The 21,663-nt window shown below is 69.6% G+C and carries 29 protein-coding genes; 16 read left to right on the top strand and 13 right to left on the bottom strand.

The window, feature by feature from the left end; all coding sequences use genetic code 11:
• Nucleotides 1-5: 5 nt before the first annotated feature.
• From ACWC0C_RS23785 to ACWC0C_RS23770, 4 genes are all read left to right on the top strand, one after another.
• Nucleotides 6-443: a hypothetical protein gene (locus ACWC0C_RS23785; RefSeq protein WP_450865704.1), complete on the top strand. Its 438-nt coding sequence runs from the start codon at nt 6-8 to the stop codon at nt 441-443.
• 72 nt (nt 444-515) lie between these two features.
• Nucleotides 516-1,055: a DUF7848 domain-containing protein gene (locus tag ACWC0C_RS23780; protein ID WP_450865703.1), complete on the top strand. Its 540-nt coding sequence runs from the start codon at nt 516-518 to the stop codon at nt 1,053-1,055.
• 231 nt (nt 1,056-1,286) lie between these two features.
• Entirely contained in the window at nt 1,287-1,937 is a 651-nt protein-coding gene (locus tag ACWC0C_RS23775; RefSeq protein WP_450865701.1) for a hypothetical protein, read from the top strand.
• Nucleotides 1,925-2,956, top strand: a complete 1,032-nt coding sequence (locus tag ACWC0C_RS23770) for a hypothetical protein (protein WP_450865700.1) — start codon at nt 1,925-1,927, stop codon at nt 2,954-2,956. Before ACWC0C_RS23775 ends, ACWC0C_RS23770 begins: the two co-directional genes overlap by 13 nt.
• On the opposite strand, the gene ACWC0C_RS23765 is transcribed toward ACWC0C_RS23770, so the two are convergent.
• Nucleotides 2,946-3,281: a hypothetical protein gene (locus tag ACWC0C_RS23765; protein WP_450865698.1), complete on the bottom strand. Its 336-nt coding sequence runs from the start codon at nt 3,279-3,281 to the stop codon at nt 2,946-2,948. The genes ACWC0C_RS23770 and ACWC0C_RS23765 overlap by 11 nt on opposite strands.
• A gap of 217 nt (nt 3,282-3,498) precedes the next feature.
• On the opposite strand from ACWC0C_RS23765, the gene ACWC0C_RS23760 reads away from it, so the two are divergent.
• The 7 genes from ACWC0C_RS23760 to ACWC0C_RS23730 all read left to right on the top strand — a co-directional run bounded on the left by ACWC0C_RS23760 (nt 3,499) and on the right by ACWC0C_RS23730 (nt 7,233).
• The gene (locus ACWC0C_RS23760; protein ID WP_450865696.1) at nt 3,499-4,155 is read left to right on the top strand and encodes a hypothetical protein; all 657 of its coding nucleotides are present in this window, start codon (nt 3,499-3,501) and stop codon (nt 4,153-4,155) included.
• A gap of 640 nt (nt 4,156-4,795) precedes the next feature.
• Nucleotides 4,796-4,960, top strand: coding sequence for a hypothetical protein (locus ACWC0C_RS23755; RefSeq protein ID WP_450865695.1), 165 nt, complete (start codon nt 4,796-4,798; stop codon nt 4,958-4,960).
• 6 nt (nt 4,961-4,966) lie between these two features.
• The gene (locus tag ACWC0C_RS23750; protein ID WP_450865693.1) at nt 4,967-5,152 is read left to right on the top strand and encodes a hypothetical protein; all 186 of its coding nucleotides are present in this window, start codon (nt 4,967-4,969) and stop codon (nt 5,150-5,152) included.
• Complete coding sequence (locus ACWC0C_RS23745; protein WP_450865692.1) at nt 5,152-6,039, top strand: hypothetical protein; 888 nt, start codon at nt 5,152-5,154, stop codon at nt 6,037-6,039. Before ACWC0C_RS23750 ends, ACWC0C_RS23745 begins: the two co-directional genes overlap by 1 nt.
• Before the next feature lie 5 nt (nt 6,040-6,044).
• A complete protein-coding gene (locus ACWC0C_RS23740) occupies nt 6,045-6,482 on the top strand; it encodes a C2 family cysteine protease (RefSeq protein ID WP_450865690.1) in 438 nt (145 codons plus the stop codon).
• Nucleotides 6,483-6,568: 86 nt separating this feature from the next.
• On the top strand, nt 6,569-6,793 hold the full coding sequence (locus ACWC0C_RS23735) for a hypothetical protein (RefSeq protein WP_450865688.1): 225 nt from the start codon (nt 6,569-6,571) through the stop codon (nt 6,791-6,793).
• Nucleotides 6,790-7,233, top strand: a complete 444-nt coding sequence (locus ACWC0C_RS23730; RefSeq protein WP_450865686.1) for a hypothetical protein — start codon at nt 6,790-6,792, stop codon at nt 7,231-7,233. The genes ACWC0C_RS23735 and ACWC0C_RS23730 overlap by 4 nt, the downstream gene beginning before the upstream one ends.
• Before the next feature lie 19 nt (nt 7,234-7,252).
• Here ACWC0C_RS23730 and ACWC0C_RS23725 read toward each other — a convergent pair whose 3' ends face one another.
• Nucleotides 7,253-8,938: a serine/threonine-protein kinase gene (locus ACWC0C_RS23725; protein WP_450865685.1), complete on the bottom strand. Its 1,686-nt coding sequence runs from the start codon at nt 8,936-8,938 to the stop codon at nt 7,253-7,255.
• Nucleotides 8,939-8,990: 52 nt separating this feature from the next.
• Nucleotides 8,991-9,839, bottom strand: a complete 849-nt coding sequence (locus ACWC0C_RS23720) for a menaquinone biosynthetic enzyme MqnA/MqnD family protein (protein ID WP_449196388.1) — start codon at nt 9,837-9,839, stop codon at nt 8,991-8,993.
• Nucleotides 9,840-10,136: 297 nt separating this feature from the next.
• Between ACWC0C_RS23720 and ACWC0C_RS23715 the strand changes: the two genes are divergently transcribed.
• On the top strand, nt 10,137-10,340 hold the full coding sequence (locus ACWC0C_RS23715; RefSeq protein WP_003992177.1) for a cold-shock protein: 204 nt from the start codon (nt 10,137-10,139) through the stop codon (nt 10,338-10,340).
• Between the two features lie 126 nt (nt 10,341-10,466).
• Here ACWC0C_RS23715 and ACWC0C_RS23710 read toward each other — a convergent pair whose 3' ends face one another.
• Complete coding sequence (locus ACWC0C_RS23710; RefSeq protein ID WP_450865683.1) at nt 10,467-11,042, bottom strand: helix-turn-helix domain-containing protein; 576 nt, start codon at nt 11,040-11,042, stop codon at nt 10,467-10,469.
• Nucleotides 11,043-11,110: 68 nt separating this feature from the next.
• Here ACWC0C_RS23710 and ACWC0C_RS23705 point away from each other — a divergent pair, with 68 nt between their 5' ends.
• Together ACWC0C_RS23705 and ACWC0C_RS23700 are read left to right on the top strand one after the other, a co-directional pair.
• Nucleotides 11,111-11,836: an AzlC family ABC transporter permease gene (locus ACWC0C_RS23705; RefSeq protein WP_449196390.1), complete on the top strand. Its 726-nt coding sequence runs from the start codon at nt 11,111-11,113 to the stop codon at nt 11,834-11,836.
• Nucleotides 11,833-12,147, top strand: a complete 315-nt coding sequence (locus ACWC0C_RS23700) for an AzlD domain-containing protein (RefSeq protein WP_449196391.1) — start codon at nt 11,833-11,835, stop codon at nt 12,145-12,147. Before ACWC0C_RS23705 ends, ACWC0C_RS23700 begins: the two co-directional genes overlap by 4 nt.
• 31 nt (nt 12,148-12,178) lie before the next feature.
• On the opposite strand, the gene ACWC0C_RS23695 is transcribed toward ACWC0C_RS23700, so the two are convergent.
• Together ACWC0C_RS23695 and ACWC0C_RS23690 are read right to left on the bottom strand one after the other, a co-directional pair.
• On the bottom strand, nt 12,179-12,559 hold the full coding sequence (locus tag ACWC0C_RS23695; RefSeq protein ID WP_449196392.1) for a VOC family protein: 381 nt from the start codon (nt 12,557-12,559) through the stop codon (nt 12,179-12,181).
• A gap of 98 nt (nt 12,560-12,657) precedes the next feature.
• Nucleotides 12,658-14,250, bottom strand: a complete 1,593-nt coding sequence (locus ACWC0C_RS23690) for a serine/threonine-protein kinase (protein WP_450865680.1) — start codon at nt 14,248-14,250, stop codon at nt 12,658-12,660.
• 83 nt (nt 14,251-14,333) lie between these two features.
• Here ACWC0C_RS23690 and ACWC0C_RS23685 point away from each other — a divergent pair, with 83 nt between their 5' ends.
• Complete coding sequence (locus tag ACWC0C_RS23685) at nt 14,334-14,984, top strand: class I SAM-dependent methyltransferase (RefSeq protein WP_450865678.1); 651 nt, start codon at nt 14,334-14,336, stop codon at nt 14,982-14,984.
• On the opposite strand, the gene ACWC0C_RS23680 is transcribed toward ACWC0C_RS23685, so the two are convergent.
• The 3 genes from ACWC0C_RS23680 to ACWC0C_RS23670 all read right to left on the bottom strand — a co-directional run bounded on the left by ACWC0C_RS23680 (nt 14,943) and on the right by ACWC0C_RS23670 (nt 18,112).
• A complete protein-coding gene (locus ACWC0C_RS23680; RefSeq protein ID WP_450865812.1) occupies nt 14,943-15,047 on the bottom strand; it encodes a DUF397 domain-containing protein in 105 nt (34 codons plus the stop codon). The genes ACWC0C_RS23685 and ACWC0C_RS23680 overlap by 42 nt on opposite strands.
• A 121-nt stretch (nt 15,048-15,168) precedes the next feature.
• The gene (locus ACWC0C_RS23675) at nt 15,169-16,065 is read right to left on the bottom strand and encodes a LysR family transcriptional regulator (RefSeq protein WP_450865676.1); all 897 of its coding nucleotides are present in this window, start codon (nt 16,063-16,065) and stop codon (nt 15,169-15,171) included.
• A gap of 184 nt (nt 16,066-16,249) precedes the next feature.
• Nucleotides 16,250-18,112, bottom strand: coding sequence for an AMP-dependent synthetase/ligase (locus ACWC0C_RS23670; protein WP_450865810.1), 1,863 nt, complete (start codon nt 18,110-18,112; stop codon nt 16,250-16,252).
• Between the two features lie 400 nt (nt 18,113-18,512).
• On the opposite strand from ACWC0C_RS23670, the gene ACWC0C_RS23665 reads away from it, so the two are divergent.
• A complete protein-coding gene (locus ACWC0C_RS23665; protein ID WP_450865674.1) occupies nt 18,513-19,355 on the top strand; it encodes a MaoC family dehydratase in 843 nt (280 codons plus the stop codon).
• A 22-nt stretch (nt 19,356-19,377) separates the two neighbouring features.
• Here ACWC0C_RS23665 and ACWC0C_RS23660 read toward each other — a convergent pair whose 3' ends face one another.
• From ACWC0C_RS23660 to ACWC0C_RS23645, 4 genes are all read right to left on the bottom strand, one after another.
• Nucleotides 19,378-20,028 (bottom strand): TetR/AcrR family transcriptional regulator, encoded by a 651-nt coding sequence (locus tag ACWC0C_RS23660; protein WP_449196397.1) that lies wholly within the window; start codon nt 20,026-20,028, stop codon nt 19,378-19,380.
• A 10-nt stretch (nt 20,029-20,038) separates the two neighbouring features.
• Nucleotides 20,039-20,347, bottom strand: a complete 309-nt coding sequence (locus tag ACWC0C_RS23655; RefSeq protein ID WP_449196398.1) for a DUF4229 domain-containing protein — start codon at nt 20,345-20,347, stop codon at nt 20,039-20,041.
• A gap of 87 nt (nt 20,348-20,434) precedes the next feature.
• Nucleotides 20,435-20,959: an N-acetyltransferase family protein gene (locus ACWC0C_RS23650; RefSeq protein WP_450865673.1), complete on the bottom strand. Its 525-nt coding sequence runs from the start codon at nt 20,957-20,959 to the stop codon at nt 20,435-20,437.
• Nucleotides 20,960-20,975: 16 nt separating this feature from the next.
• Nucleotides 20,976-21,638 carry a UdgX family uracil-DNA binding protein gene (locus ACWC0C_RS23645; protein ID WP_450865671.1) on the bottom strand — a complete coding sequence of 221 codons (663 nt, stop codon included), beginning with the start codon at nt 21,636-21,638 and terminating at the stop codon, nt 20,976-20,978.
• Between the last annotated feature and the right edge of the window lie 25 nt (nt 21,639-21,663).

Raw genomic sequence — 21,663 nt, 5'->3', positions numbered from 1 at the left:
AATACGTGAGCATTCAATCGGCCTACAACTGCCATATGGAGAACTGCACAGGATTCAAACCCGACAACACACCTTTCTATATCCTGTTCGGCTCCGTGTTCTTCGTCGTCCTTGTCGTAGCTGCAGCGGAGGCTGCAACCACTCGTCAAAGATCGAGGCTGTTGCAGCACGGCATCGCAGCGAGCGCGGGGATCAAGAAGATCACCTCACGGAAGGTCTACAAAAACGGAACAGTCAAGGTAGACCTGACGCTCGAAGTCACAACACCTGATGGTGAGGTGTTCGAAGCGCAGACCGATGGTGAGTTCCTGATCACCGAACTCCCACGGGCCGACTGGGCGATAGACGTCCGCTACTCGGCAAAGGACCGACACAGGGTGGCCGTCGACGCCGCTGCCGCACCACCCGGCGGCAAGGACAGCGGCGGCAGCGGTCGTCCTTGACATTGCGCCTCATGGTCGCACCTTCCGCTCATCGGCCTGCCCGAAACGGGCGACGCTGCCGACGAGTTGTGCATGTGTCACACCGGCACGCCCGGCCGATACACCCGTGGCGGCTGTGGTGAGCAGGCGGGGCCGGCGGGTCACGGCTGGCTCCTGGTGGGGCACTCGAGGTCAGAGAAGATGCGGGCAGCCTGTTCCAGGCTTCGTGGCGCCGATGATGGGCTGCCGTCGACGAGCTCGGCCTTGCGCCCTCAGCAGGCCGATCTCCGGGGTAGCGCTACCCGTGGTTGCCATCTGCAGGCTCGTCGCCGTCAGCGGGGTACGCGACGAAGGTGCCCTTTTGCCGGCAGCGTGACCACAAGACCCCGCTCTCGGAGCTCGCGGACGGCTCGACGAGTGGTCAGGCAAGCAACGCCATACTCCGCGCCGAGATCCCGCTCATGCCCCGGAAGGGGCGGGGTGGTCTACGAGGCGTACTGCACCACTCCCCACCACGGCGAGTGCTCGGGACCGTGGGACGCGCAGGAAGCCGCCCAGGACTGGACTCTGCGTCACACCGGGCGTACCGGTCACCCTCTCCTCCGCCGGGTGGTGATCGGCCACGCCGGGTGACCCGCGACGAGTAGCCCAGCCCGTCCGTCGACGGCCCCGGACACCTCACGAGCACCTTGCGCGACCGGGGTCGTCATCGGCACGCGCAGGATCAGGACACATCGCACACCGACGGGCCCAATACGCCCAGAAACCCCCCCATTTACAAGGAAGTTCGCTCTGGCCAAACCGAGAAGCACACCGATACCGTCTGTGCTCATAACTTGACGTCTGTCTCACGGGGAGCCCACTGTGAAGCGCCGTTCTTTGCCCGTTGCTGCCGCGCTCACCGCGTCCGCAGCCCTGCTGCTGACGGCTTGCGGTGGAGGCGGCGGTGATTCAAAGAACAGCAAGATCGCTGGCGCGGACACGGGCAGCCCGACAGCGGCTTCGCCCAGTGTCTCGGCCTCCAGCACGGCCGGCCGTCCGGCGATCATCTTCCCGTCCTATGCCAAGAACGTCTTTGAAGACCAAAAGACGGGCGACCCCACGAAGGACGCCGTCCTCGCGGACAGCGCGCTGAGCGTCAATTCCGTGGACGAGGCCATCTTCAAGGGGAACACGAGCACCAAGGCTCTCGGGTTCTACAATGCCGGCAAGGCCCTGGACGCAGCGATCACGTACGTACAGGGGTACATCGACAAGAACCACACCTGGATCGGCGAGACCCGGTACTTCGACCGCAAGGTGAATCTCTCTGGGGCCGGGGCGGCATACGTCACTTACTGCTCCGACGAGAGCAAGTCGTTCCTCAAGAACAAGAAGACCGGAAAGGTCGAAAACACTCCGACCTCCGCAGACAGTTACGTGCTCTATCACACCAAGCTCACCAAGAACTCCCAGGGCGTTTGGCAGACCACGAACATCGTCTCGAACCGGGGAGCCAAGACATGCCAGCCGTAAGGAAGTTGGCCAGGATCACGACGGTCTTCTCGCTTGCCTGTGTTCCCGTGCTCATCTCCCAGGCGGCCTACGCCGGCGGACGCGGCGGCGACGGCAACGAGGGCCAGACCGAACAGCACGGCAATGCCAGTGACGATGGGACTCTCTCGGCCACAGCCGGCGGAGTCGTCTTCGACCGCTCCAAGAACGGCACCGGCAGCTCCGTCGGCCCCGTCACCTCCACCACCTCCTGGACACCGCCCGCCTGTTGGTACGGCCCGAAATACACCCCCGCAAGCCTCAAGGCGTACCTGGAGCCGATCTGGGAGGCGGACTCGACCGGTTCCGAGTGGGACGCCAAGCAGCGCGACCGTTACGTCAACGGCCACCCCTACAAGGACTTCAACAAGGACAGGGCCGGCAAGGGCTACTGGTGGGACTCTTACGTCAACGAGGACTTCCCAGCCGGCTGGGACAAGTGCGACGAACCCATCTTCTGGGTCGACAAGGGTGATCCCCCACCGGCTGACATCGAGAACGCTGTCACCCCGAAGGTCCTTGCCGAACTCGCCTACGCCCAGATCCGCGTCCCCGGCACCAAGGTGACCCTGGCCCCTGACGGCAGGACCAAGGTCAACCTGCCCACCTGGGCATGGCTGGACGGCGCCGAGTTCAAGCCTGTCTCGGTCACCGCGACCGTCCCCGTACTGGGCATCTCCGCAACCACCACAGCCGAACCCGTCTCCCTCAAGATCGACCCCGGTACGGCGGACGCCGAGACCTACCCGACCTCCGGCGTGTGCGACATCAACAACGGCCGGATCGGTGAGCCCTATACCAAAGGCAAGGCGAACGAAACGCCACCCTGCGGCGTAAAGTACCTGCGTTCCTCGGGTGACAGCTCGTACCAGCTCAGGGCCACGATCACGTGGAAGATCCACTGGACGGGAAGCGGCGGCGCGGGTGGAGACCTGCCCGACGGCACCTTCGGGTCCACTCAGAATGTCACCGTCCAGGAAATCCAGGCAGTCAACCAGTGATCGGTCGTGGCAGCCGCACCGCGACCTTCGCCCTCCTCGTCAGCCTCGACGGCGCCGCACCGTCAGCACCGATACCTACGCCGTAGTCCTCGCGGGTGTCACCGTGACCGCCGCCGCGTTCGACGTGATCCGCGTGTACCGGCAACTGCCGGAGAAGACCACTGCTGAGGAGTACACCGCTGCTGAACGGAACATCGGCCTCGTGGTGGCGTCCCGTCCCATGCTCGTCACCTTCGCCTTTGTCCTCGCCGGCATGCCCGGCCGACATGGAGAGCGGCGGGGATGCGCCGACCGATGCCGGCAGCTTCAAGTTCCTGGTGGACAAGGAAGTACAAGGCGTGCAGGGCAATGGTCTCGGCCTGACGGACGACGGCCACGGCGCCGGCGGACGCCGTGGAGAGCTACGTCATCACCGGGACCGAGTACGACATACACGACTACGCGATGCCGACCAAGGTCACGGCAGGCGGATGCTGAACGGCAATGGACAGCCATAGGCACGCCATCCGCTGGTCTCGTCCGAAGGCAGGAGAAGACAAACCATGGAGATCGCTGCCCCGCGTCGACCGCGCAAGCACTGGGCGTGGCGGCTGGTCGCTGCAGGAACCGCAGCGCTCACTTGCGCCTGCGGACATGGCGCAAGCAGCCATGGAACAGGCGAGCCGATGCTGGGCAAGGACGACCCGTCCACAGTCGTGACGGCCTCCCAAGCCCGGTCAGCGCTTCCGCAGCTGAGTGACCTCCCGGCCGACTGGAAGGTTGCCCGCGCCGCCTCATCGCAGGATCTGCGCCATGCGGCCCATTTGTCCGGCAGTCCGGCATGCCACAACGAGCCCAAACCTTGCGGATACGAAGCCAGAGCGGAGATTCGGTTCCAGCATGCGACGGACGATGAACTAATCAAATGTGACATCACGACATTCACCAGCAAGGCCGAAGCAGTCGCCGGTTTCAAGCTGGAGAACAACGACCCCCTTGCACCTGATCCCCTCGCGATCAGTCACGTAGGCAATCAGAGCCAGGGGCACTCGGGCTCGTGGGGCCAGGACGGCAGGATTCTGATGTCCGTGGCCAGGGTGGGGACAGCTGTCGTAGTCGTTACGGCCAGTGGCCCCAAGCCGATCAAGGCATCTTCCCTGGAGGCCCTGGCGAAGATTGCCGGGCAGCGGGCCCTGCACGTGGAACTGGGAACAAGGTGATCGGCGTCGGCGGTGACCTCCTGAGCGGTGATGCGGAAGGTGCGTTGCACGACCTCGGTGGTGTCGGTGCCGATCTGAAGGAGGCGCAGTCGCTTGCGCAGGAGACACTCGAAGCGGTCCGCCCCGCCATCGGATCGACCGCCACGTCGATCGACAGCAGCTGCTGGGAGAGGTGCTCGACCGAGACACCCGGGGTGCACAGGTTCTCCTACGACTACGTCCTGAAGGTCGCCGTTCCCCAGGACGCCTCTCAGCCCATGATGGACGCGGCGCAGGCACACTTCACCAAGGCCGGATACACGCCCGACCTCCCGAACCCGAAAACGGCCAGGGTTGGAGCCACGGTCCCCAAATCCGGCGGTGGATCGGGGTGGGGGTACAGGACGCGTCATCCATGTTCATCAGCATCGGCTCGGACTGCATCCCCACCTCCTCCGACCCGAAGGTCTGACGGAGCTGCCCCGAAGATCAGACGAGCCCGAGGAGACCGCCGGTCGTGGCGGGCTGTCAGCTCGTCGTCGATCCGCACGGTCAGCAGGAGATGTGGATCTTCGGTCACGCATCGGATACGGAGCCCGATGCCCGAATTCCCCTCGTCTAGGGTTTCGAAGACGCCAGGGACGGATGGGACGCGGGGGACATGGCAGACCAGGACGACGCCGCGACGTTGCGCAGCCGGGCGAAGAATCTGCGTGAGGCCGCGCGTCAGGCGCGGAGCATAGCGCCCAAGCTGGGCGGCTACCTCAACGACGTCACCAAGCAGGCCTCCAACGGCATCAACGACTTCGTCGTACGCAACAGCTAGTGGGGTTTGGCCATATGGCACGGCCCCTACGCCCAGCAGTGCACCCAGGCCCTGCAGAAGCGCCGTTCCGCGCTCCAGTCGATGGCCACTGCGCTTCTGGCCGACGCCAAGCGGTGGGACGCCGAGGCCACGGATCTCGAGTCCAAGGCGAAGGATGCGGACAAGAAGACTGCGGCGCGTGGGGGCCACTGATGGGTGACGGATACGTCGGGTTCGACATACCGGGGGTGCGGAAGCTCGCGGGGGACCTGGACGGACTCGCCTCACACGCCTCCTCGCTCCACCGGAGCCTCAAGGCCGTCATGGAGATGGCGCAGACGAACCTGTCCGCCGGCAAGGTTGCCTGGAACGATCCGGATCTCCAGGCCCTCGCCACCCCCCTCGGTGACTTCTCCCTGTTCGGTGGCACAGTTCATCTTCCCGGCGTGCTGAGCGGCCAACTCGGTGACATGCAGACGGATATCAAGCGCCGCCTCGCCCAGCTGGAGGGGGTGCGGAAGCTGGCGGACCTGGGCTACCCGGTCGACCCTGCGATGGTCTTCGCGGACGAGAAGCCGCCGGATCCGAAGAAGATCCAGGAGGCGCTGAAGTGCTTCCGACAGCACCTCGACGACGAGGTGGTCGCCCGCGGTTTCTACGTCACCACCGGATCGGACCCGATTCTCAAGGAGTTCCAGACGCTCACCCCCACCGAGCTGGATGCGGTGGTCTCCAAGCTGTCGGACCATGAGCTGCAGAGGCTGGACCAGCAGATGGAGTTCTCGTTCGGTGACGCGGACAAGCTGCACCGCGACTGGGCGAACCTGATGTTCAGCCACCTCTCGGCGGCCAACGTGGCCAAGGTCTCGAAGGACATGCCCTGCCTGCAGCCGACGATCGACGGGGACTACGCGTACGGCGACGTCGACGGCGACCTGTTCGGAGCGAACGGCGTGGACATCAGGCACGACCTCGCCCAAGGCAACGAGGGCGACTGCTGGTTCCTGGCCTCCCTGGGCGCTGTGGGCCAGCAGGACCCCCAGTTCTTCCGGGACCACATCCGCGAGAACCCCAACGGCACCTACACCGTGACAAGGTGAAGTGGGTGGCCATCTATGAGATGGCCTTCGCCCAACTCCGCGGTGGCTACAAGGGCATCGACGGTGGCTGGGGCGACGAGGGGCTGAACGCCCTCACCGGTCAGTCGAGCGAGCGGCTCGACGCCGGCGACCTCTCCCTGACGGACCTGAAGAACAAGCTCGACCAGGGGTACGCGGTCACGACCGGCAGCAAGGACAACAAGACGCTGTGGTTCTTCGGGGGCAGCGACTCCACGGACAATCACCAGGTCGTCACCACCCACGAGTATGTGGTCGAGCACGTCGACACCGACGCGCACCCGCCTACCGTGACGCTGCTGAACCCTTGGGGCAAAGACGGGGTCGACGATGCGAACGTGAAGGTCCCGCAGGAGATCACCCTGACCGAGGACCAGTGGCACGAGTACTTTCGCGAGGTCGGCACCACGAAGGGCAAGGTGTGATCCGATGACACACGTTCCACAGGAGCATCGCCTGGTGCACAGCGGCAGGCTGCGTCTCGGCCCCGTCATTCCTGGGCATCGTCGCGATGAGCCCGGATCCTGGGGACCGCGCGGCCCGGATCGACATCCTCGACGGGGCGGCGGGCTTCGCCGACGTGGTGGAAGTCCGCGAGGGCGGGGAAGTCGCCACCGGGTGTCACACCGTCCGCTTCACCGAGGTGTTCCCCGGCGACCGTGACGGATACGTCGTCGTCACCGTCGAGGAGTCCGAGCAGACCGCAGAGACCGACGCGCCGGAGGTAAGGCCGTGAGCCCCGTCCGCCGCCGCCGACTGCTCGTCTGGGTACTCGTCCCCGTCACCGTGGTGGTCGGGAGCGTGATCGGTTTCCTCGTGTACTGGAACCAGACTCCTCCCGCCCTCGGCTCGCACGCCTCGGACGTCTACCGCGTCACCTTCTCCAACACTGGTGGCAACTCGGCCCCGCAGCTGCCCACCGCGTTCGTCAAGCTTCCCGACGGATCCAAGGTGGGGCTCCAGATCGGCCGTCCCATCCACAGCTCCGGCCCTCACCAGGCCGGCCTGATGATCCGGCCGCTCCTTGACGGTGGCTCCTACGGAGACGGCACCTCGTTCCAGGTCGCACCTGGCGACGTCGTGTGGGGACACGGCCTGCGCGTCAAGGTCCTCAAGGTCTGGGCCATGCCCGACTGGCGCAAGTCCGCCGTCGATGTGCAGGCCAACCCCGAGTGAGCGACCAGCTCGTGGACCCTCACCCCACCTTCGACATCCGCGACACCGGATTCCCCTCCGCCGAGCTGTCCGACGTGTACTTCAGGTCGTCGCCGACCGGTGTCAGCTCGATCTGGTGCGTGGCCGGGTCGCAGCCTGCGTGGTTGCCCTTGGCGCCGGTGGAGGTGGCGACCAGGTTCGTGCCGGTGACTTGTTTCAGGGTGAGGATGTCGGTGCACACCCCGCCGAGCTGGTCGGTCTGGGTCAGGCGGCCCAATTCCTCGCCGACACCGGCGCGGTGGACGGTGAGGCGGAACGTTCCGATGGGCAGGTTGCCGTCGAGGGCGGTGGCCTGGCCCTCCCAGGTGCCGAGGTAGCGGGCCGGGATCGTGCCGGGCGTGGGGTTGTTGTCCGGGGCGCCGGTGCCGCCCGTGGCCGTGCTGGACGCCGCCGTCGGTGCCTGGGAGTGGGAGGGGGCGCTGCCTGCGCCCTTGTCCTCGTCCTGGTGGGACCAGGGGCGCAGGAGTACACCGAGGCTCAGGGTGCCGGCGGCCAGCGCTCCGGCGACCGCCAGTACGACCGTGCAGCTCAGGCGGCGGCCGCGGGCGCCCTCCACCGGTGTGGCGGCCGCCGCCATGCTGACGGAGATCCGGCCGGGTGGGGGTGCGTCACGCTGCCCGGGCACGACAGTGAGTTCCGCGGGGTTCATCGCGGGCGGAGGCCCGAAGACACCGGCGTCAGTGACAGACGCGGCCGATGCCGAGGCAGGGGACTCTGTCTTCGCAGGGGTGTCGAATGGCACCGGGCCCGAGTGGGGCATCTCCCCCGTGTCCAGGTTCAGGTTCAGCAGGCGTACGGCGCTCCGGCTGACCTGCTCCATCAGAGGTCCCGGGAGCCAGCCGCCGGTCACCAGGCTGGCGGCGCCCGCGGGGGCGAGGCGGTGGCTGATCTCGGTGGGGGTAGGGCGGGAGGGCGGGTCCTTGGTCAGGCAGGCCGCCGCTAGATCGCGCAACTCCCCGTCCATGGTGGACAGTTCGGGCTCCTCGTGGACGACCTTGTAGAGCAGCGCGGCCGAGGAGTCGCCGCGGAAGGGTGGTTCGCCGGTGGCCGCATAGGCGAGGACCGCGCCGAGGGAGAAGACGTCCGCCGCGCCCGTGGCGTCGTTGCCGAGGATCTGCTCGGGTGCCATATAGCCCGGGGAGCCGATCGAGACGCCGGTGGAGGTCAGGGACGCCGTGCCGTCCATGGCGCGGGCGATGCCGAAGTCGATCAGCAGGGGGCCGTCAAGGGTCAGCAGGACGTTCGACGGCTTCACGTCACGGTGGAGCAGGCCCAGTTCGTGCACTGCCGTCAGCGCCTCGGCGAGGCCCGCGCCCAGGGCCCGTACGGTGTGCGTGGGCAGCGGGCCGGTGTCGGCGACGGCCGCGGCGAGGGACGGGCCGGCCGCGTAGGCGGTGGCGACCCAGGGCACCGGGGCGTCCGGGTCCGCGTCCAGGACGGGCGCGGTCCAGGCGCCGCCGACCCGGCGGGCGGCCGCCACCTCGCGCCGGAAGCGGGCGCGGAACTGCTCGTCCAGCGCGAAGTGCGGGTGCACGATCTTCACGGCGACCGTACGGCCGCCCGCGCTACGGCCGAGGTAGACCCGGCCCATGCCACCGGAGCCGAGCCGCCCGAGCAGCCGGTAGGGCCCGATGGCGGCCGGCTCGTCCACGCCCAGCGGCTGCATGACGCACTCCCCCCACCGCACATCCAGTGGTCAGCAGCCTAGTGACGTGCGCTCAGTGCCGCAGCAGGTCCACCTTCACGTCCGCCGGGAAACCGGTCGTCGGGCCGACGCGGCGGGCGAACTCGGCGACGGCCTCCAGCTGCGGGCTGCCGAAGCTGAAGTCGAGGGTGGTGAAGTACTGGGCCAGGGTCGCCTCGTCGAAGGCCTCCCAGCGGGCCGCCTGTTCGGCGACCTTGGCGACCTCCTCCAGGGAGAGGTTGCGGGAGGCGAGGAAGGCCTCGTGGACCTGGCGGGTGATCAGCGGCTCGCGTTCCACGTAGTCCCGGCGGGCCGCCCAGACCGCGAAGACGAACGGCAGGCCGGTCCACTCCTTCCAGAGCGCGCCGAGGTCGTGCACCTCAAGGCCATAGCGCGGGCCGTCCAGCAGGTTCGCCCGCAGCGCCGCGTCGCCGATGAGGACCGCCGCCTCCGCCTCCTGCATCATCAGGCTGAGGTCGGGCGGGCAGGTGTAGTAGTCGGGCTGGACGCCGTAGCGGTCGGCGAGCAGCAGCTGGGCGAGGCGGACCGAGGTGCGGGAGGTCGAGCCGAGCGCGACCCGGGCGCCGTGCAGGCGGTCGAGCGGGACCTGCGAGACGATCACGCAGGACATCACCGGCCCGTCGCAGCCCACGGCGATGTCCGGGAAGGCGACCAGGTCGTCGGCGTTGCGCAGGAACTCGACCAGGGTGACGGGGCCGATGTCGAGGTCGCCGCGCACGATCTGCTCGCTGAGCTTCTCCGGGGTGTCCTTGGTGAGCTCGAAGTCGAGCAGGGTGCCGGTTCTCGCGAGCCCCCAGTACAGGGGCAGGCAGTTCAGGAACTGGATGTGGCCGACGCGCGGCCGGGTGCGAGCATTGTCCACATCGCGAGACTAGACCCCGTGTTGTACGGTGCCGGGACCGACCCCACCCTCGCCACGCCGTCAATTGGCCCAGCGGATGTTCAAACATCCGGGTGACGTGATCTTGACCTCTATTGCTTTCGGCAGCCCGGATGCTAGGCTTGCCGCAAGTTGCAGTTTGGTTTCCCTTGCAGTACAGAGCCTGCGGAGCATGTGACCGCGGGCTCTCGTCGTTTTCAGACGAATGCAGTTGTGCAGCACCGTTTCGCACGTGCAGGTTCTGGAGCAGGGCAACCCTTTTGAGCCCAAGGAGGGCTTATGGCTACCGGAACCGTGAAGTGGTTCAACGCCGAAAAGGGCTTTGGCTTCATCGCCCAGGAGGGCGGCGGCCCCGACGTCTTCGTTCACTACTCCGCGATCAACGCCTCCGGCTTCCGCTCCCTCGAGGAGAACCAGCAGGTGAGCTTTGACGTGACGCAGGGCCCGAAGGGTCCGCAGGCGGAGAACGTCACCCCCGTCTGATCACTGCCTGATCGCAGAACCTGATAGCAGTACCCAAGGAGCCCCGCGCCGTTCCGGCAACGGGGCTCCTGCCTTTTCCGCACCGGCGTTGACCGGCCCGGCCTCGATGAATTCTCCGCGAATTCTCTAGGTGTGCTGCATGACGAGGACGAAGGTCGTGCCCGGCGCCAGCGCCTCGTACGAGTGGGCGACATCGCCCCGATAGGTCATGTAATCACCGGGGCCGAGTTCCGCTTCCTCGCCCGCGGGGCCCGCCTTCACCCGGCCCGAGCCGACGATCAGATGCTCGACAGTGCCAGGAATGTGCGGTTCCGACATGCGGGCCGCTCCCGGCTCGGCGCGCAGGCGGTAGATGTCCCGCCGGGCCGCCGGGGGGCTCGCGGACAGCAGGGTGGCGACGTAGTTCGCCCGTTCCGAGGCGACCTCGGGACCCTCTCCGGCGCGGATCACCTGCACGCTCGCCACCGGCGGCTCCACCAGCGCGCTGAACGGCACGCCCAGCGCGACCGCGAGCGCCCAGAGCGTCTCCACGTTCGGATTCCCGCTCGCCCCCTCCAGCTGGGACAGCGTGGACTTCGCGATTCTGGCACGTTTGGCCAGCTCGGACAGGGACAGCCCGGTGCGGGCGCGCTCGCGCTTGAGCGATGCGGCGATCCACTCCAGGGGGAGCCGGGCGGGGGTCCGGGGAGGCGGCTCGGTCATGTCGTTCGCTCCATCGGTACGATCGTTCGCCTTGACGAACATACGGTCTGCGTTCCATTGTAGAAAACATGCGTTCGGTACAGCGAACAGAAGCAGAAACAACATCCGCGGACGGGGAAACGGACTCCGAGGACGCCTCCCTGGTGCGCGACAGCTCGCTCGTCTGGCTGGCCAGCGGGATCGTCGGCGTCTCCTTCGGTGCCGTCTCCGTCGCGGGCGGGCTGCCGGTGTGGGTGCCGGTGGTGATGTCCCTCGTGGTCTACGCCGGGTCGGCCCAGTTCAGCGCGGTGGGCGTGCTGCTCGCCGGGGGTGGGCCGGTCGCCGCCGCGGCGACGGGGCTGCTGCTGAACACCCGGACGGCCGCCTTCAGTCTGGCCGTCGCCGAGATCATCGGCACCGGGCGCGCGGCGCGCTTCCTCGGCGCGCATCTGGTCACCGACGAGACGGTCGCGTTCGCCCTGGCCCAGTCCGATCCGGTACGGCGGCGCAGGGCGTTCTGGATCTCCGGGCTCGGGCTGTTCGCCGTGTGGAACATCGGGGTGGTGGCGGGTGCGCTGGCCGGGAGCGCGCTGGGGGACACCGCGCGGTACGGCCTGGACGCCGCGTTCCCCGCCGTGCTGGTCGCACTGGTGCTGCCTCAGCTGCGTGCGGACGGGGCGGTACGGCGGTGTGCCGTGCTCGGCGCCGTCATCGCCCTGGTCGCAACGCCCGCCGTGCCCGCCGGGGTGCCGGTGCTGCTGGCTCTGGCGGGGCTGTTCCTGTACCGCCGGAAGTCTGTGGAGGCCACGGCATGAATGCCACCGTCGTCCTGATCCTGGTGCTGGCCGTGGGCACGTACGCCCTCCGGCTGGTGGGGCCGGTACTGCACGGGCGCGTGGAGATACCCGCCCGGGTGCAGGAGTTGGCCTCGGCCGGGGCCGTCGTGCTGCTGGTCGCCCTGCTGGCCACGGGGGCGCTCACCGAGGGCGGCGGGTTCGCGGGCTGGGCCCGGCCGGCCGGGGTGCTGGTGGGTGGCCTTCTGGCGTGGCGCAGGGCGCCGTTCGTCGTGGTCGTCGTGGGAGCGGCCGCGGTGACGGCGTTGCTGCGGGTGGCCGGGGTGGCCTAGGCCTTGGGGCCACCCCGGGGACACGGAACCGTCAGAGCGGGTTGAGGCGGGCCTTGAGCAGGCAGAACTCATTGCCCTCGGGGTCGGCGAGAACGTGCCACTGCTCCTCGCCGGTCTGGCCGATGTCGGCCGGGCGCGCCCCGAGCTTCAGGAGGCGTTCGAGCTCGGCGTCCTGATCGCGGTCGGTGGGGTTGACGTCGATGTGCAGCCGGGGCTTCCCCTGCTCCGGCTCGTCCCTGCGGCTGAGGATGATCGTCGGCTGCGGACCGCCGAACCCCTCGCGCGGCCCGATCTCGAGGGTGCCGTCCTCCTCGCGATCGAGCACCACGAAGTCCAGGACCTCGCACCAGAACCGCGCCAGCACCTCGGGTTCGCGGCAACCGAGCACGAGCTCGCTGATACGACATGCCATCGACGAAACCTACTCTCCGCGTGGGAACTCCGCTCGAGACCGTACCGGGCGAGGCGAGCAGGTGCGAAGGGGTTTTCCAGGTTCCCAGGACGCCGTTCCTAGGACGCCCGCCAGACCGTCAGGTCCCCCTCGACGAAGCCGATGTCCGGTACCGCGGTCGACTTCGTCTGGATCACGAACAGCGCGATGTCCCCCGAGGAGTCCTTGATGCAGATCTCACTGCCGCCCGCCGCCGCGGCCAGCGTGAGACGGTGGTTCTTGGCGCTGTTGAGCATGAGACGGCACTCGTCGAGGGTGGTGCCGTGCCCGCCGAAGATCTGGACGAACACGCTGCTGTCGCTCTCCAGTTCGCAGCCGACGTCCTTGCAGCCGAAGTGGATGTCTCCCTTGCGGTTGTCGAGCGTGCCGTCCGGGTCCTTGAGGCTCAGTGAGTTCTTCGCGTTCAGCATCCGTACGGGGTACGGCTCGGCTTGCGGCTGCCGAGGCGACGGCGAGGACTCCGACGACGACTGCGGCGCGGACGCCGACGAGGATGCGGCCGAGGATGCCGACGGCCCTGCGGTGCCTCCCGCGCCGGACGTCGTGGAGCCGGTCGCGGCAGCCCGGTGACCGCCCCGGTCCCGCGCGTCCATGACCGACCAGGCCAGCGCCGACACCAGCAGCGCACCACCCGCCACGCCCGCCGCCGCGACCACCGCGGTCCGCCGCCTGCGCGCCTTCCGCTGCTCGCCCGGTACCGGCTGCGGCCACCCGGCCGTCGTCACGGTGCCCGCCACGGTCGGCTCGGGCACCGGAGCCGGAACGACGACCTCCGGCCCGGTGATGTCCCGCCACACGGCCGGTCCCCCGCCCGCGCCGGCGTCCTCGCCCAGCCGCTGCCTGCACCACGCGACGGTCTCCGCCAAGTCGGCCCGCTCGGCCGGATCGGCGGCCAGGCACCGGGCCAGCAAGGGGCGCAACGGCTCCGGCAGCAGGGACAGTTCGGGTTCGGAGTGCACGATCCGGTACAGCACGTTGAGCGCCGGGCCGTCCCCGTAGAGCGGCCTGCCCAGCGCCGCGAACGCCGCCGTCTGGCCGAGCGCGAACACATCGGTCGCCGCGGTCACCTCACCCCCGGACGCCTGCTCCGGCGCCATGAACGACGGCGTGCCGATCGTGCCGCCCGTCGCCGTGTACGAGGTGCCGTCGGCGGCCATCGCGATGCCGAAGTCGATCACCCGGGGCCCGTCGGCGGCCAGCAGCACGTTGGACGGCTTCAGGTCCCGGTGCACGATCCCCGCGCCGTGGATCGCCTGCAGCGCCTCGGCCACCCCCGCGATCAGCCACAGCACCGCCGGTACCGGCAGCGGGCCGCGCCGGGCCACCGCCTCCGTCAGGGAAGGCCCGGGCACGTACAGCGTGGCCAGCCAGGGCGGTACGCCGTCCGCGTCCGCGTCGATCAGTTCGGCGGTGTACGCGCCCCGCACCCGCTGGGCCGCCTGGATCTCCCGCCGGAACCGCCGCCGGAAATCCGGGTCGTCCGCCAGCTCCGGCCGTACGACCTTGATCGCGACCGGGCGCCCGCCCTGCGTGTGCGACAGGTACACCCGGCCCATACCCCCCGCGCCGAGCCGCGCGGCCAGCCGGTAACCGGCCACCACCGTCGGATCATCCGCCTGCAGTGGCTGAAAGACCTCCATCGCATGGGTCATCGGCCCACATCCCCCCGTTCCGCCGAGTCGGCCAAGAACAGCAGCGTAAGGGGGCTGTCGGTGCGCCCCGATACGGTCCCCCCATGACCGGCACCGCAGACTTCCTCACCGCCACCCGCACCTTCTACGACGCCGTCGCCGAGGACTACGCCAACCACTTCCGGAACCCGCTCGCCGACAGGCCGCTGGAGCGGGCGCTACTCGCCGCCTACGCCGAACTGGTCGGCGCGGACGCCCCCGTGGCCGACCTCGGCTGCGGCCCCGGCGCGGTCACGGCCCACCTCGCGAGCCTGGGCCTGTCCGTCTTCGGCCTCGACCTCTCCGAGTCCATGCTCACCGTCGCCCGCCGCGAGTATCCCGCTCTGCGGTTCGAGCAGGGGTCGATGCTGGAGCTGCCCCTCGCCGACGGTTCCCTGGACGGGGCCGTCTCCTGGTACTCCAGCATCCACACACCCGTGGCCGAACTCCCCCGCCTCTTCGCCGAGTTCCACCGCGTCCTCGTACCCGGCGGCCACCTCCTCCTCGCCTTCCAGGCGGGTGAGGTGCCGTTGCACCTGGCACAGCCTTGGGGTCGCCCGGTGAGCCTGGACTTCGAGCGCCGTCGCCCCGAATTCATGGCGGAGCTGCTGACCGACGGCGGTTTCATCCTCCGCTCCAGCACCGTGCGCGTACGGGACGCTGCGCTGGCGGAGTCAGCGGACCAGGCGTTCCTTCTCGCCCAGAAGGAAGGCTGACCAGGCGGAGGGGGTGACGGTGAGGTGGGGGGCGGCGGGTTGCTTCGAGTCGCGGATGTGGATGGTGGTGGGGTGGGCGGCTACCTCCAGGCATTCGCCGCCTTCACCGCTGCTGTAGCTGGACTAACGCCGTGGGGCGTGGCCGAGCGCACCGTCGGCAAGACGGTCTGGGCCGAAGTCCCGCTCAGCCCGCGGCAGCGCCCCGGCACTCGACCACCGTGTCGGCGAACGCCCGTGCCGGAGGGCTGAGCGCGTCCCAGCGGCGGACCGCCCAGCCGACCGGCAGCGGGCGCAAGCCGGGTAGCGGGACGAGCCGCAGCTCGCCCACCCCCGGCACCGGAAGCCCCGGTACGGCGGGTACGACCGCCCGCCCCACGCCCAGCTCGGCCAGCAGCAGGGCCGTGTCCCAGTCGGCGACGCTCGTGTCGTAGGTGAAGCGGACGCCTCGTTCGGCGCAGGCCGCATCCAGGTGGACGGCGGAGGTGGAGTTGGGGGGCAGCCGGATGAGCCGGACGTCCCGCAGTTCGGCGGGGTCGAGATCCAGCCGTCCGGCGAGCGGGTCGTCGGCGGGGACGGCGAGCACCCAGGGCAGTTCCGCGACCGTCCGCTGCTCGATGCCGCGCACCGGGGAGCCGACCGTGATCCAGGCCAGGTCGAGGGCCCCGTCGGCCAGCGCGTCGAAGGTGCCGCGTCCCGAACTGACCGTGCGGAACTCCAGGTTGACCTTCGGGTGGCGGCGGCGGAAGGTGACCACCGCGTCGGACATGAAGTGCCGGACGGTGGTGGCACCGGTGGCGACACGGACGTACCCGCTGTGGCCGTCGATGAGGTCGCGTAGCTGCCGCACCGCGAGGTCGAGGCCGGATATGCCCTCGGCCGCCGCCGCTTCCAGGATCCGGCCTGCCTGTGTGGGGACCACGCCGCGTGGCAGCCGTTCCAGCAGCGCGGCCCCTGTCTCCCGCTCCAGCCGCTTGACGTGCTGGCTGACGGCGGACTGGGTGCAGCCGAGGTCCCGGGCGACGGAACTGAGACTGCCCGCCCGGCACACGGCCACGAACACGCGAAGGTCTTCCAGGGTCACAACACCCAAGCTAACACTTGGGTTTGATAAGCAGACCCAAGGATTGACTGGGCGTCAGGTGACGTACGAGGATCGGTGCCGGGCCGCGAACCGACCCAGGCGGCAACCCGCTCCCCGCCTCGCCGAGTCCGGACGACGCGGGACCAGCGAGGAGCGGGTGCCGACCCTCACCGGCCCCTCGGAGTCAACGCCCGGCGTACAGCGCCTCCACCTCGCTCGCGAAGTCGGACGCGATCTGGGCGCGGCGCAGTTTCATCGAGGGGGTCAGGTGGCCGGCCTCCTCCGTGAAGTCCACCGGCAGCACGGCGAAGCGGCGGATGGACTCGGGGCGGGAGACCAGCTTGTTGGCCTCGTCGATGGCGCGCTGCAGGACGGCCTCCAACTCGGGGTCGCCGACGAGGAGTTCCGGCGGCACCGGGTGCTTGCCGATCATCTGCCGCCAGTGGGTGATGCCGTCGGGGTCGAGGGTGATGAGGGCGGCGACGTACGGACGGGCGTCGCCGACCAGCATCACCTGGGAGATCAGCGGGTGCTGGCGCAGCCAGTTCTCCAGCGGGGCCGGGGCCACCGACTTGCCTCCCGCCGTGATCAGCAGCTCCTTCTTGCGGCCGGTGATGGTCAGGTAGCCCTCGTCGTCCAGCTCGCCGATGTCTCCCGTGGCCAGCCAGCCGTCCCTGGTCGCGGGGACGACACCGCCGGCCTGCGGGTCCCAGTAGCCGCGCAGCACGTGCTCGCCCGCGACCAGGATCTCGCCGTCGGCGGCGATGCGGACGCGGGTGCCGGGCAGCGGCCAGCCGACCGTGCCCAGGCGGGGTTTGAGGGGTGGGGTGACGGTCGTGGCGCCGGTGGTCTCCGTCAGGCCGTAGCCCTCGAAGATCTCGATGCCCGCGCCGGCGTAGAACGCGGCGAGGCGCCGGCCGAGCGGGGAGCCGCCGCAGATGGCGTACCGGACCCGACCGCCCATCGCGGCGCGGATCTTGCGGTAGACCAGCGGGTCGTAGAAGGTGCGGGCCGTCTTCAGGGAGCGGCTCGGGCCGCTGCCGGTGCCGGTCTGACGGGCCTCCAGCGCCTCGCCGTAGCGCCGGGCCACGGCCGCCGCCCGGTCGAAGGTCGCGACCCGGCCGCCCGACTCCGCCTTCGCGCGGGCCGAGTTGTAGACCTTCTCCAGCATGTAGGGGATGGTCAGCAGACAGGTCGGTCTGAAGGCGGCGAGGTCCGGCAGCAGGTCCTCGGCGGCCAGGCTCGGCGCGTGACCGAGGCGGACCCGGGCGCGGACGCAGGCGATGGCCACCATCCGCCCGAAGACGTGGGACATCGGCAGGAAGAGCAGGACCGAGGGCTCCTCGTCCTGGGACTTGAAGACCGGGTAGAGCAGCTCGATGGCGTTGTCGACCTCGGCGAAGAAGTTGCCGTGCGAGAGGGCGCAGCCCTTGGGGCGGCCGGTGGTGCCGGAGGTGTAGATGAGCGTGGCGATGGTGTCGGGGCCCAGCATGCCGCGCCGTACGGCGACTTCGCCGTCCTGCACCGGCGCACCGGCCTCGGCGAGCCGGGTCACGTGGTCCTTGTCCATCACCCACAGATGGCGCAGGTCGGGCAGGTGCTGGAGTTCGGGGCCCACGGCGGAGGCCTGGGCGGCCGTCTCGGTGATCAGGGCGACCGCGCCGGAGTCGTGCAGGATCCAGCGCGTCTGGAAGACGGATGAGGTCGGGTAGATCGGCACGGTGACCAGGCCGGCGGCCCAGGCGGCGAAGTCGAGCAGCGTCCACTCGTAGGTCGTACGGGCCATGACGGCGATGCGGTCGCCCGGCGCCAGCCCCTCGGCGATCAGCCCCTTGGCCACGGCGAGGACCTGCTCGGCGAAGTGCGCGGCGGTCACGTCCGTCCAGCGGCCGTCCGGCAGCTTGCGGCTGAGCACGGTCTGGGCGGGGGCGGTCTCGGCGTTGTCGAACGGCAGGTCCGCGAGGGAGCCGTGTTTGACCGGGGACGTGAACGGCGGTACGGACACTTCCCGTACGGCGCCGTCCAGCCGCTGGACCCAGGGCTCCACGAGGACCGGGAGGCCGTCGTAGTCGGTGGCGGAGACCGCGGGGCCGGAGGAGACGGGGGCGTTCGGGAAGGGGGTGGACACGGGCGGCTCCTCTGGCGTGCGTGTACCTGCGGTGCCTTTGCGGGGAGGGGTTACCGCAGGTTAGGGAGGCGATCGTACGGGTCCGGCGTGAGGGGGTTGTGCGGGTTTGGGGGTGGTCCGGGGCTGGGGGTGTGCAGCGTCGGGGGTTATGTGACGGGGGCTCACTTTTGGTTCGCTTGCGCCGTTGAGGGTTCTGGCCGTTGCCGGGTGCGGGTGTGCGGTGGGTTGCTCGCGCAGTTCCCCGCGCCCCTTTGGGTTGGGACTCGCGCCGTAGGCTTACCGGCGGTAACCTTACTTCAGAGTCAGCAGGGGGCCGGATATGGCGGGCGAGTTGATGTCTCTCACGGCCGGTGTGTTGCGCTCGCCGTTCAAGCGGCCCTCCCCGGAGGCGGACTTCCCGCGCGGGCGTCTGGTGCTGCCTGGTCTGCGGGTCGATCTGGAACGGCTGGCCGCGTACGAGCGCGTCTGCGGCTTCCCGACCGGTGACAGCGCCCTCCCCGTCACCTACCCGCACGTCCTCGGCTTCCCGTTGGCCATGCGGCTGATGAGCGACCGGGCCTTTCCGCTGCCGCTGCTGGGCCTCGTCCACACGTCGATCGAGATCAGCCGGCACACCTCCCTTCCGGCGGACGGGGAGTACGAACTCAGCGTGGGGATCGGGGGATTGACCCCGCACCGGCGCGGCACCGCGGCCACGGTGGTCACGGCGATGCGGGCCGGCGGGGACGTCGTATGGGAGTCGTGCAGCACCTATCTCGCGCGGCACCGGACCGATCGGACCGACCGGACCGGCGAGTCCCGGGACGCGCGGCCGGCCCCGCTGCCCGTCGTCGCCGAGTGGCGGCTCGCCGAGGACATCGGCCGGCGCTACGGCGCCGTCTCGGGCGACCGCAACCCCATCCACCTGTACCCCCTCACCGCCCGCCTCTTCGGCTTCCCCCGGGCCATCGCACACGGCATGTGGACGGTGGCGCGCTGCCTGGCCGCCCACGGCGCACCCGACGCCACCGTGGTCCGGGCCCGGTTCCGGGCACCCGTGCTGCTGCCGGGCACGGTGGCGTACGGCGCGGACGGCGCCGGCCGGTTCGAACTGCGCGGGGGCGGCGGGGACCGGCTTCATCTCTCCGGAGAGGTACGGCTGCCATCGGCGAACCGTTCATAACCTGGCCAGGCGCCCCGCACCCCTAGGCATCTCCAGTCGGCGGAGTCCAATGGTGGCCGCTCATCAGGTTCCCCAGCCCCGCCCACGCGAAGTTCATCAGCGTGGCCGCCGCCTGCCTGGCCGTGACGCCGGGCGTCGTGTTGGCCCAGGTGGCGAGGGACTCCGCCGCGCCGACGAGTGCCTCGGCCAGGCCGGCGACCTCGTGCTCCGGCAGGTCGGGGTCGCGGTGGGCCTCGCGGGCCGTGATCGCGACCAGGCGGGTCACGAACGCGACGAGCTCCTCGCGCATCGCAGCGACCTCGGCCGCGAAGGGCTCCCCGTGAGTGCGGGCCTGGAGGTGGAGGACGGACCAGGCGTCGGGGTGCTCGGCGGTGTGCGCGAAGAAGGCCCGGAGGCCGTCCCAGAGCCGGCGATCGGCGGGCAGGTCCGCACGGACTCCGGCGCGGACGGCCTCCGCCAGGGCGGTGGCCTCGCGCCGGATGCAGGCGGTGAAGAGGTCTTCCTTGGAGTTCAGGTACAGATAGACCAGCGGCTTGGAGACGCCCGCGAGTTCGGCTATCTCGTCCATCGAGGCGGCCATGTAGCCGCGTTGCCCGAATATCCGTACGGCGGCGTCGAGCATCTGCTGCTCGCGCACGGCCCTCGGCATCCGTTTGGTCCTCGCCCCACCCATGAGGGCAAGACTAGTTGGATGCGGCTGCCCCGCCCCGCGCCCGCGCGGTGTCGTCGGCGATGTCCTCCTGGCTGCGGTTGGCGTCCAGGTTGGCCTTCATCCGGTCGACCTTGGTCACGATCTGCACCGAGGCCCGGTCCCGCTCCTTGCGCAGCACCACCCAGCTGATCGGCGCCGACAGGACCAGGGCGAGCAGCAGGACCCACAGGCCGTTGGAGTTGCCGAAGCCGCGCGGGAAGATGCCGGAGTAGACGGCTCCCCAGACCACCACGAGGCAGCCGGCGAAGATGCCGAGGCGCATCAGCGTGTAGCGGAGCATCTCAATCCAGTCGTCCGATTCCAAAACAGGTCATCGTCCAGTGAAGCATGACAGCGGAGGGATCTTGCAGGGGGGTCGCGCGGGGGGTCAGGCGAGCGTCAGCAGCATGGTGATGTCGTCGCGGTCGTCGCCCGGGGCGACCCGGATGGCGGCGGGGACCCGGCCGACCTCCTTGTAACCGCAGGAGGCGTAGAACCGCTCCAGGCCCATGCTGCCCCGGCAGGTCAGCCGGATCGCCTCGACGCCCTCGAGCGTGCGGGCCGAGTCGGCGGCGGCCGCCAGCAGATCCCGGCCGTACCCCTTGCCCTGGTGCCGGGGGTGGACCATCACCGTGTACAGCCACACCCAGTGCGTCATGAGCCGGTGCGAGTTGAGGGCGAGGACGGCGGTGGCGGCCACCTGCCCGTCCTCGTCGTGCCCGACGAGCAGCCGGCTGCGCCCCTCGGAGAGCTGGGTGAGGTAGCGGACGAGTTCGGGGCGTATGTCCTCCCGCGTCACGGGCGGCACGAAGCCGACGGCCCCGCCGGCGTTGGAGACGTCCGTCCATAGGTCCAGGAAGCCGTCGCGCAGGGCCGGGGTCATGGCGGGGTCCAGCGTGAAAGTAAGTGGCATGGAGGCACCGTATCTATTACCCAAGGGCGCGTGCAGCCACTTTCAGATCGGCGACGAGCCCCTGGTACGCGGCCTTCCTGTCCTCGTCGTCCTGCGCCCGCAGCACCGACGACGGGTGCACGGTCGGCACCAGCCGCTCCGGCCGCCCGTGGATCTCCTCCTCCAGTACGGTCCCGCGCACCTCGCCCACCCGGAACGACGACCCCAGCAGCGCCTTCCCGGCCGTCGCGCCCAGCACCACGATCAGCTTCGGCTCCACCAGCGCCAGCTCCGCCGCGAGCCAGGGCCCGCAGGCGGTCATCTCCCGCAGGCTCGGCGTCTTGTGGATCCGGCGCTTGCGGGGCTCGGTCTGCGTGAACTTGAAGTGCTTGACCGCGTTGGTGACGTAGGCGTCCGCCGGGTCTATGCCGGCTTCCGCGAGCGCCTTGTCGAGCAGCCGCCCGGCCGGGCCGACGAACGGCTTGCCCTGCCGGTCCTCCTGATCACCGGGCTGCTCCCCGACGAGCATCACGCGCGCGTGCGCGTTGCCCGCGCCGAACACCGTCTGCGTGGCGTTCTCGTGCAGGGGGCAGCCACGGCAGCCTGCGGCAGCTTGGCGGAGTGCGGCGAGGTCGGCGTCATCCGGGACGAAGGGCTCCGCCGTGTAGGCGTCTTCGGGGGCGGTCGTACGGGAACTCACCGCCCCCGGGTACCCCTCGGAGCAC

Source organism: Streptomyces sp. NPDC001709 (genome assembly GCF_053596375.1).
The sequence above is the reverse complement of the archived record's forward strand: the minus strand, read 5'-3'. Positions and strand labels throughout refer to the sequence as shown.

Coding starts and splice junctions, on each gene's coding strand:
- ACWC0C_RS23650 (WP_450865673.1), bottom strand. CDS start 20,959: ATGCCACTTACTTTCACGCTGGACCCCGCCATGACCCCGGCCCTGCGC.
- ACWC0C_RS23685 (WP_450865678.1), top strand. CDS start 14,334: ATGACCGGCACCGCAGACTTCCTCACCGCCACCCGCACCTTCTACGAC.
- ACWC0C_RS23755 (WP_450865695.1), top strand. CDS start 4,796: ATGGCAGACCAGGACGACGCCGCGACGTTGCGCAGCCGGGCGAAGAAT.
- ACWC0C_RS23770 (WP_450865700.1), top strand. CDS start 1,925: ATGCCAGCCGTAAGGAAGTTGGCCAGGATCACGACGGTCTTCTCGCTT.
- ACWC0C_RS23710 (WP_450865683.1), bottom strand. CDS start 11,042: ATGACCGAGCCGCCTCCCCGGACCCCCGCCCGGCTCCCCCTGGAGTGG.
- ACWC0C_RS23655 (WP_449196398.1), bottom strand. CDS start 20,347: ATGCTCCGCTACACGCTGATGCGCCTCGGCATCTTCGCCGGCTGCCTC.
- ACWC0C_RS23665 (WP_450865674.1), top strand. CDS start 18,513: ATGGCGGGCGAGTTGATGTCTCTCACGGCCGGTGTGTTGCGCTCGCCG.
- ACWC0C_RS23725 (WP_450865685.1), bottom strand. CDS start 8,938: ATGCAGCCGCTGGGCGTGGACGAGCCGGCCGCCATCGGGCCCTACCGG.
- ACWC0C_RS23780 (WP_450865703.1), top strand. CDS start 516: ATGTGTCACACCGGCACGCCCGGCCGATACACCCGTGGCGGCTGTGGT.
- ACWC0C_RS23700 (WP_449196391.1), top strand. CDS start 11,833: ATGAATGCCACCGTCGTCCTGATCCTGGTGCTGGCCGTGGGCACGTAC.
- ACWC0C_RS23745 (WP_450865692.1), top strand. CDS start 5,152: ATGGGTGACGGATACGTCGGGTTCGACATACCGGGGGTGCGGAAGCTC.
- ACWC0C_RS23760 (WP_450865696.1), top strand. CDS start 3,499: ATGGAGATCGCTGCCCCGCGTCGACCGCGCAAGCACTGGGCGTGGCGG.
- ACWC0C_RS23690 (WP_450865680.1), bottom strand. CDS start 14,250: ATGACCCATGCGATGGAGGTCTTTCAGCCACTGCAGGCGGATGATCCG.
- ACWC0C_RS23660 (WP_449196397.1), bottom strand. CDS start 20,028: ATGGGTGGGGCGAGGACCAAACGGATGCCGAGGGCCGTGCGCGAGCAG.
- ACWC0C_RS23735 (WP_450865688.1), top strand. CDS start 6,569: ATGAGCCCGGATCCTGGGGACCGCGCGGCCCGGATCGACATCCTCGAC.
- ACWC0C_RS23715 (WP_003992177.1), top strand. CDS start 10,137: ATGGCTACCGGAACCGTGAAGTGGTTCAACGCCGAAAAGGGCTTTGGC.
- ACWC0C_RS23695 (WP_449196392.1), bottom strand. CDS start 12,559: ATGGCATGTCGTATCAGCGAGCTCGTGCTCGGTTGCCGCGAACCCGAG.
- ACWC0C_RS23705 (WP_449196390.1), top strand. CDS start 11,111: ATGCGTTCGGTACAGCGAACAGAAGCAGAAACAACATCCGCGGACGGG.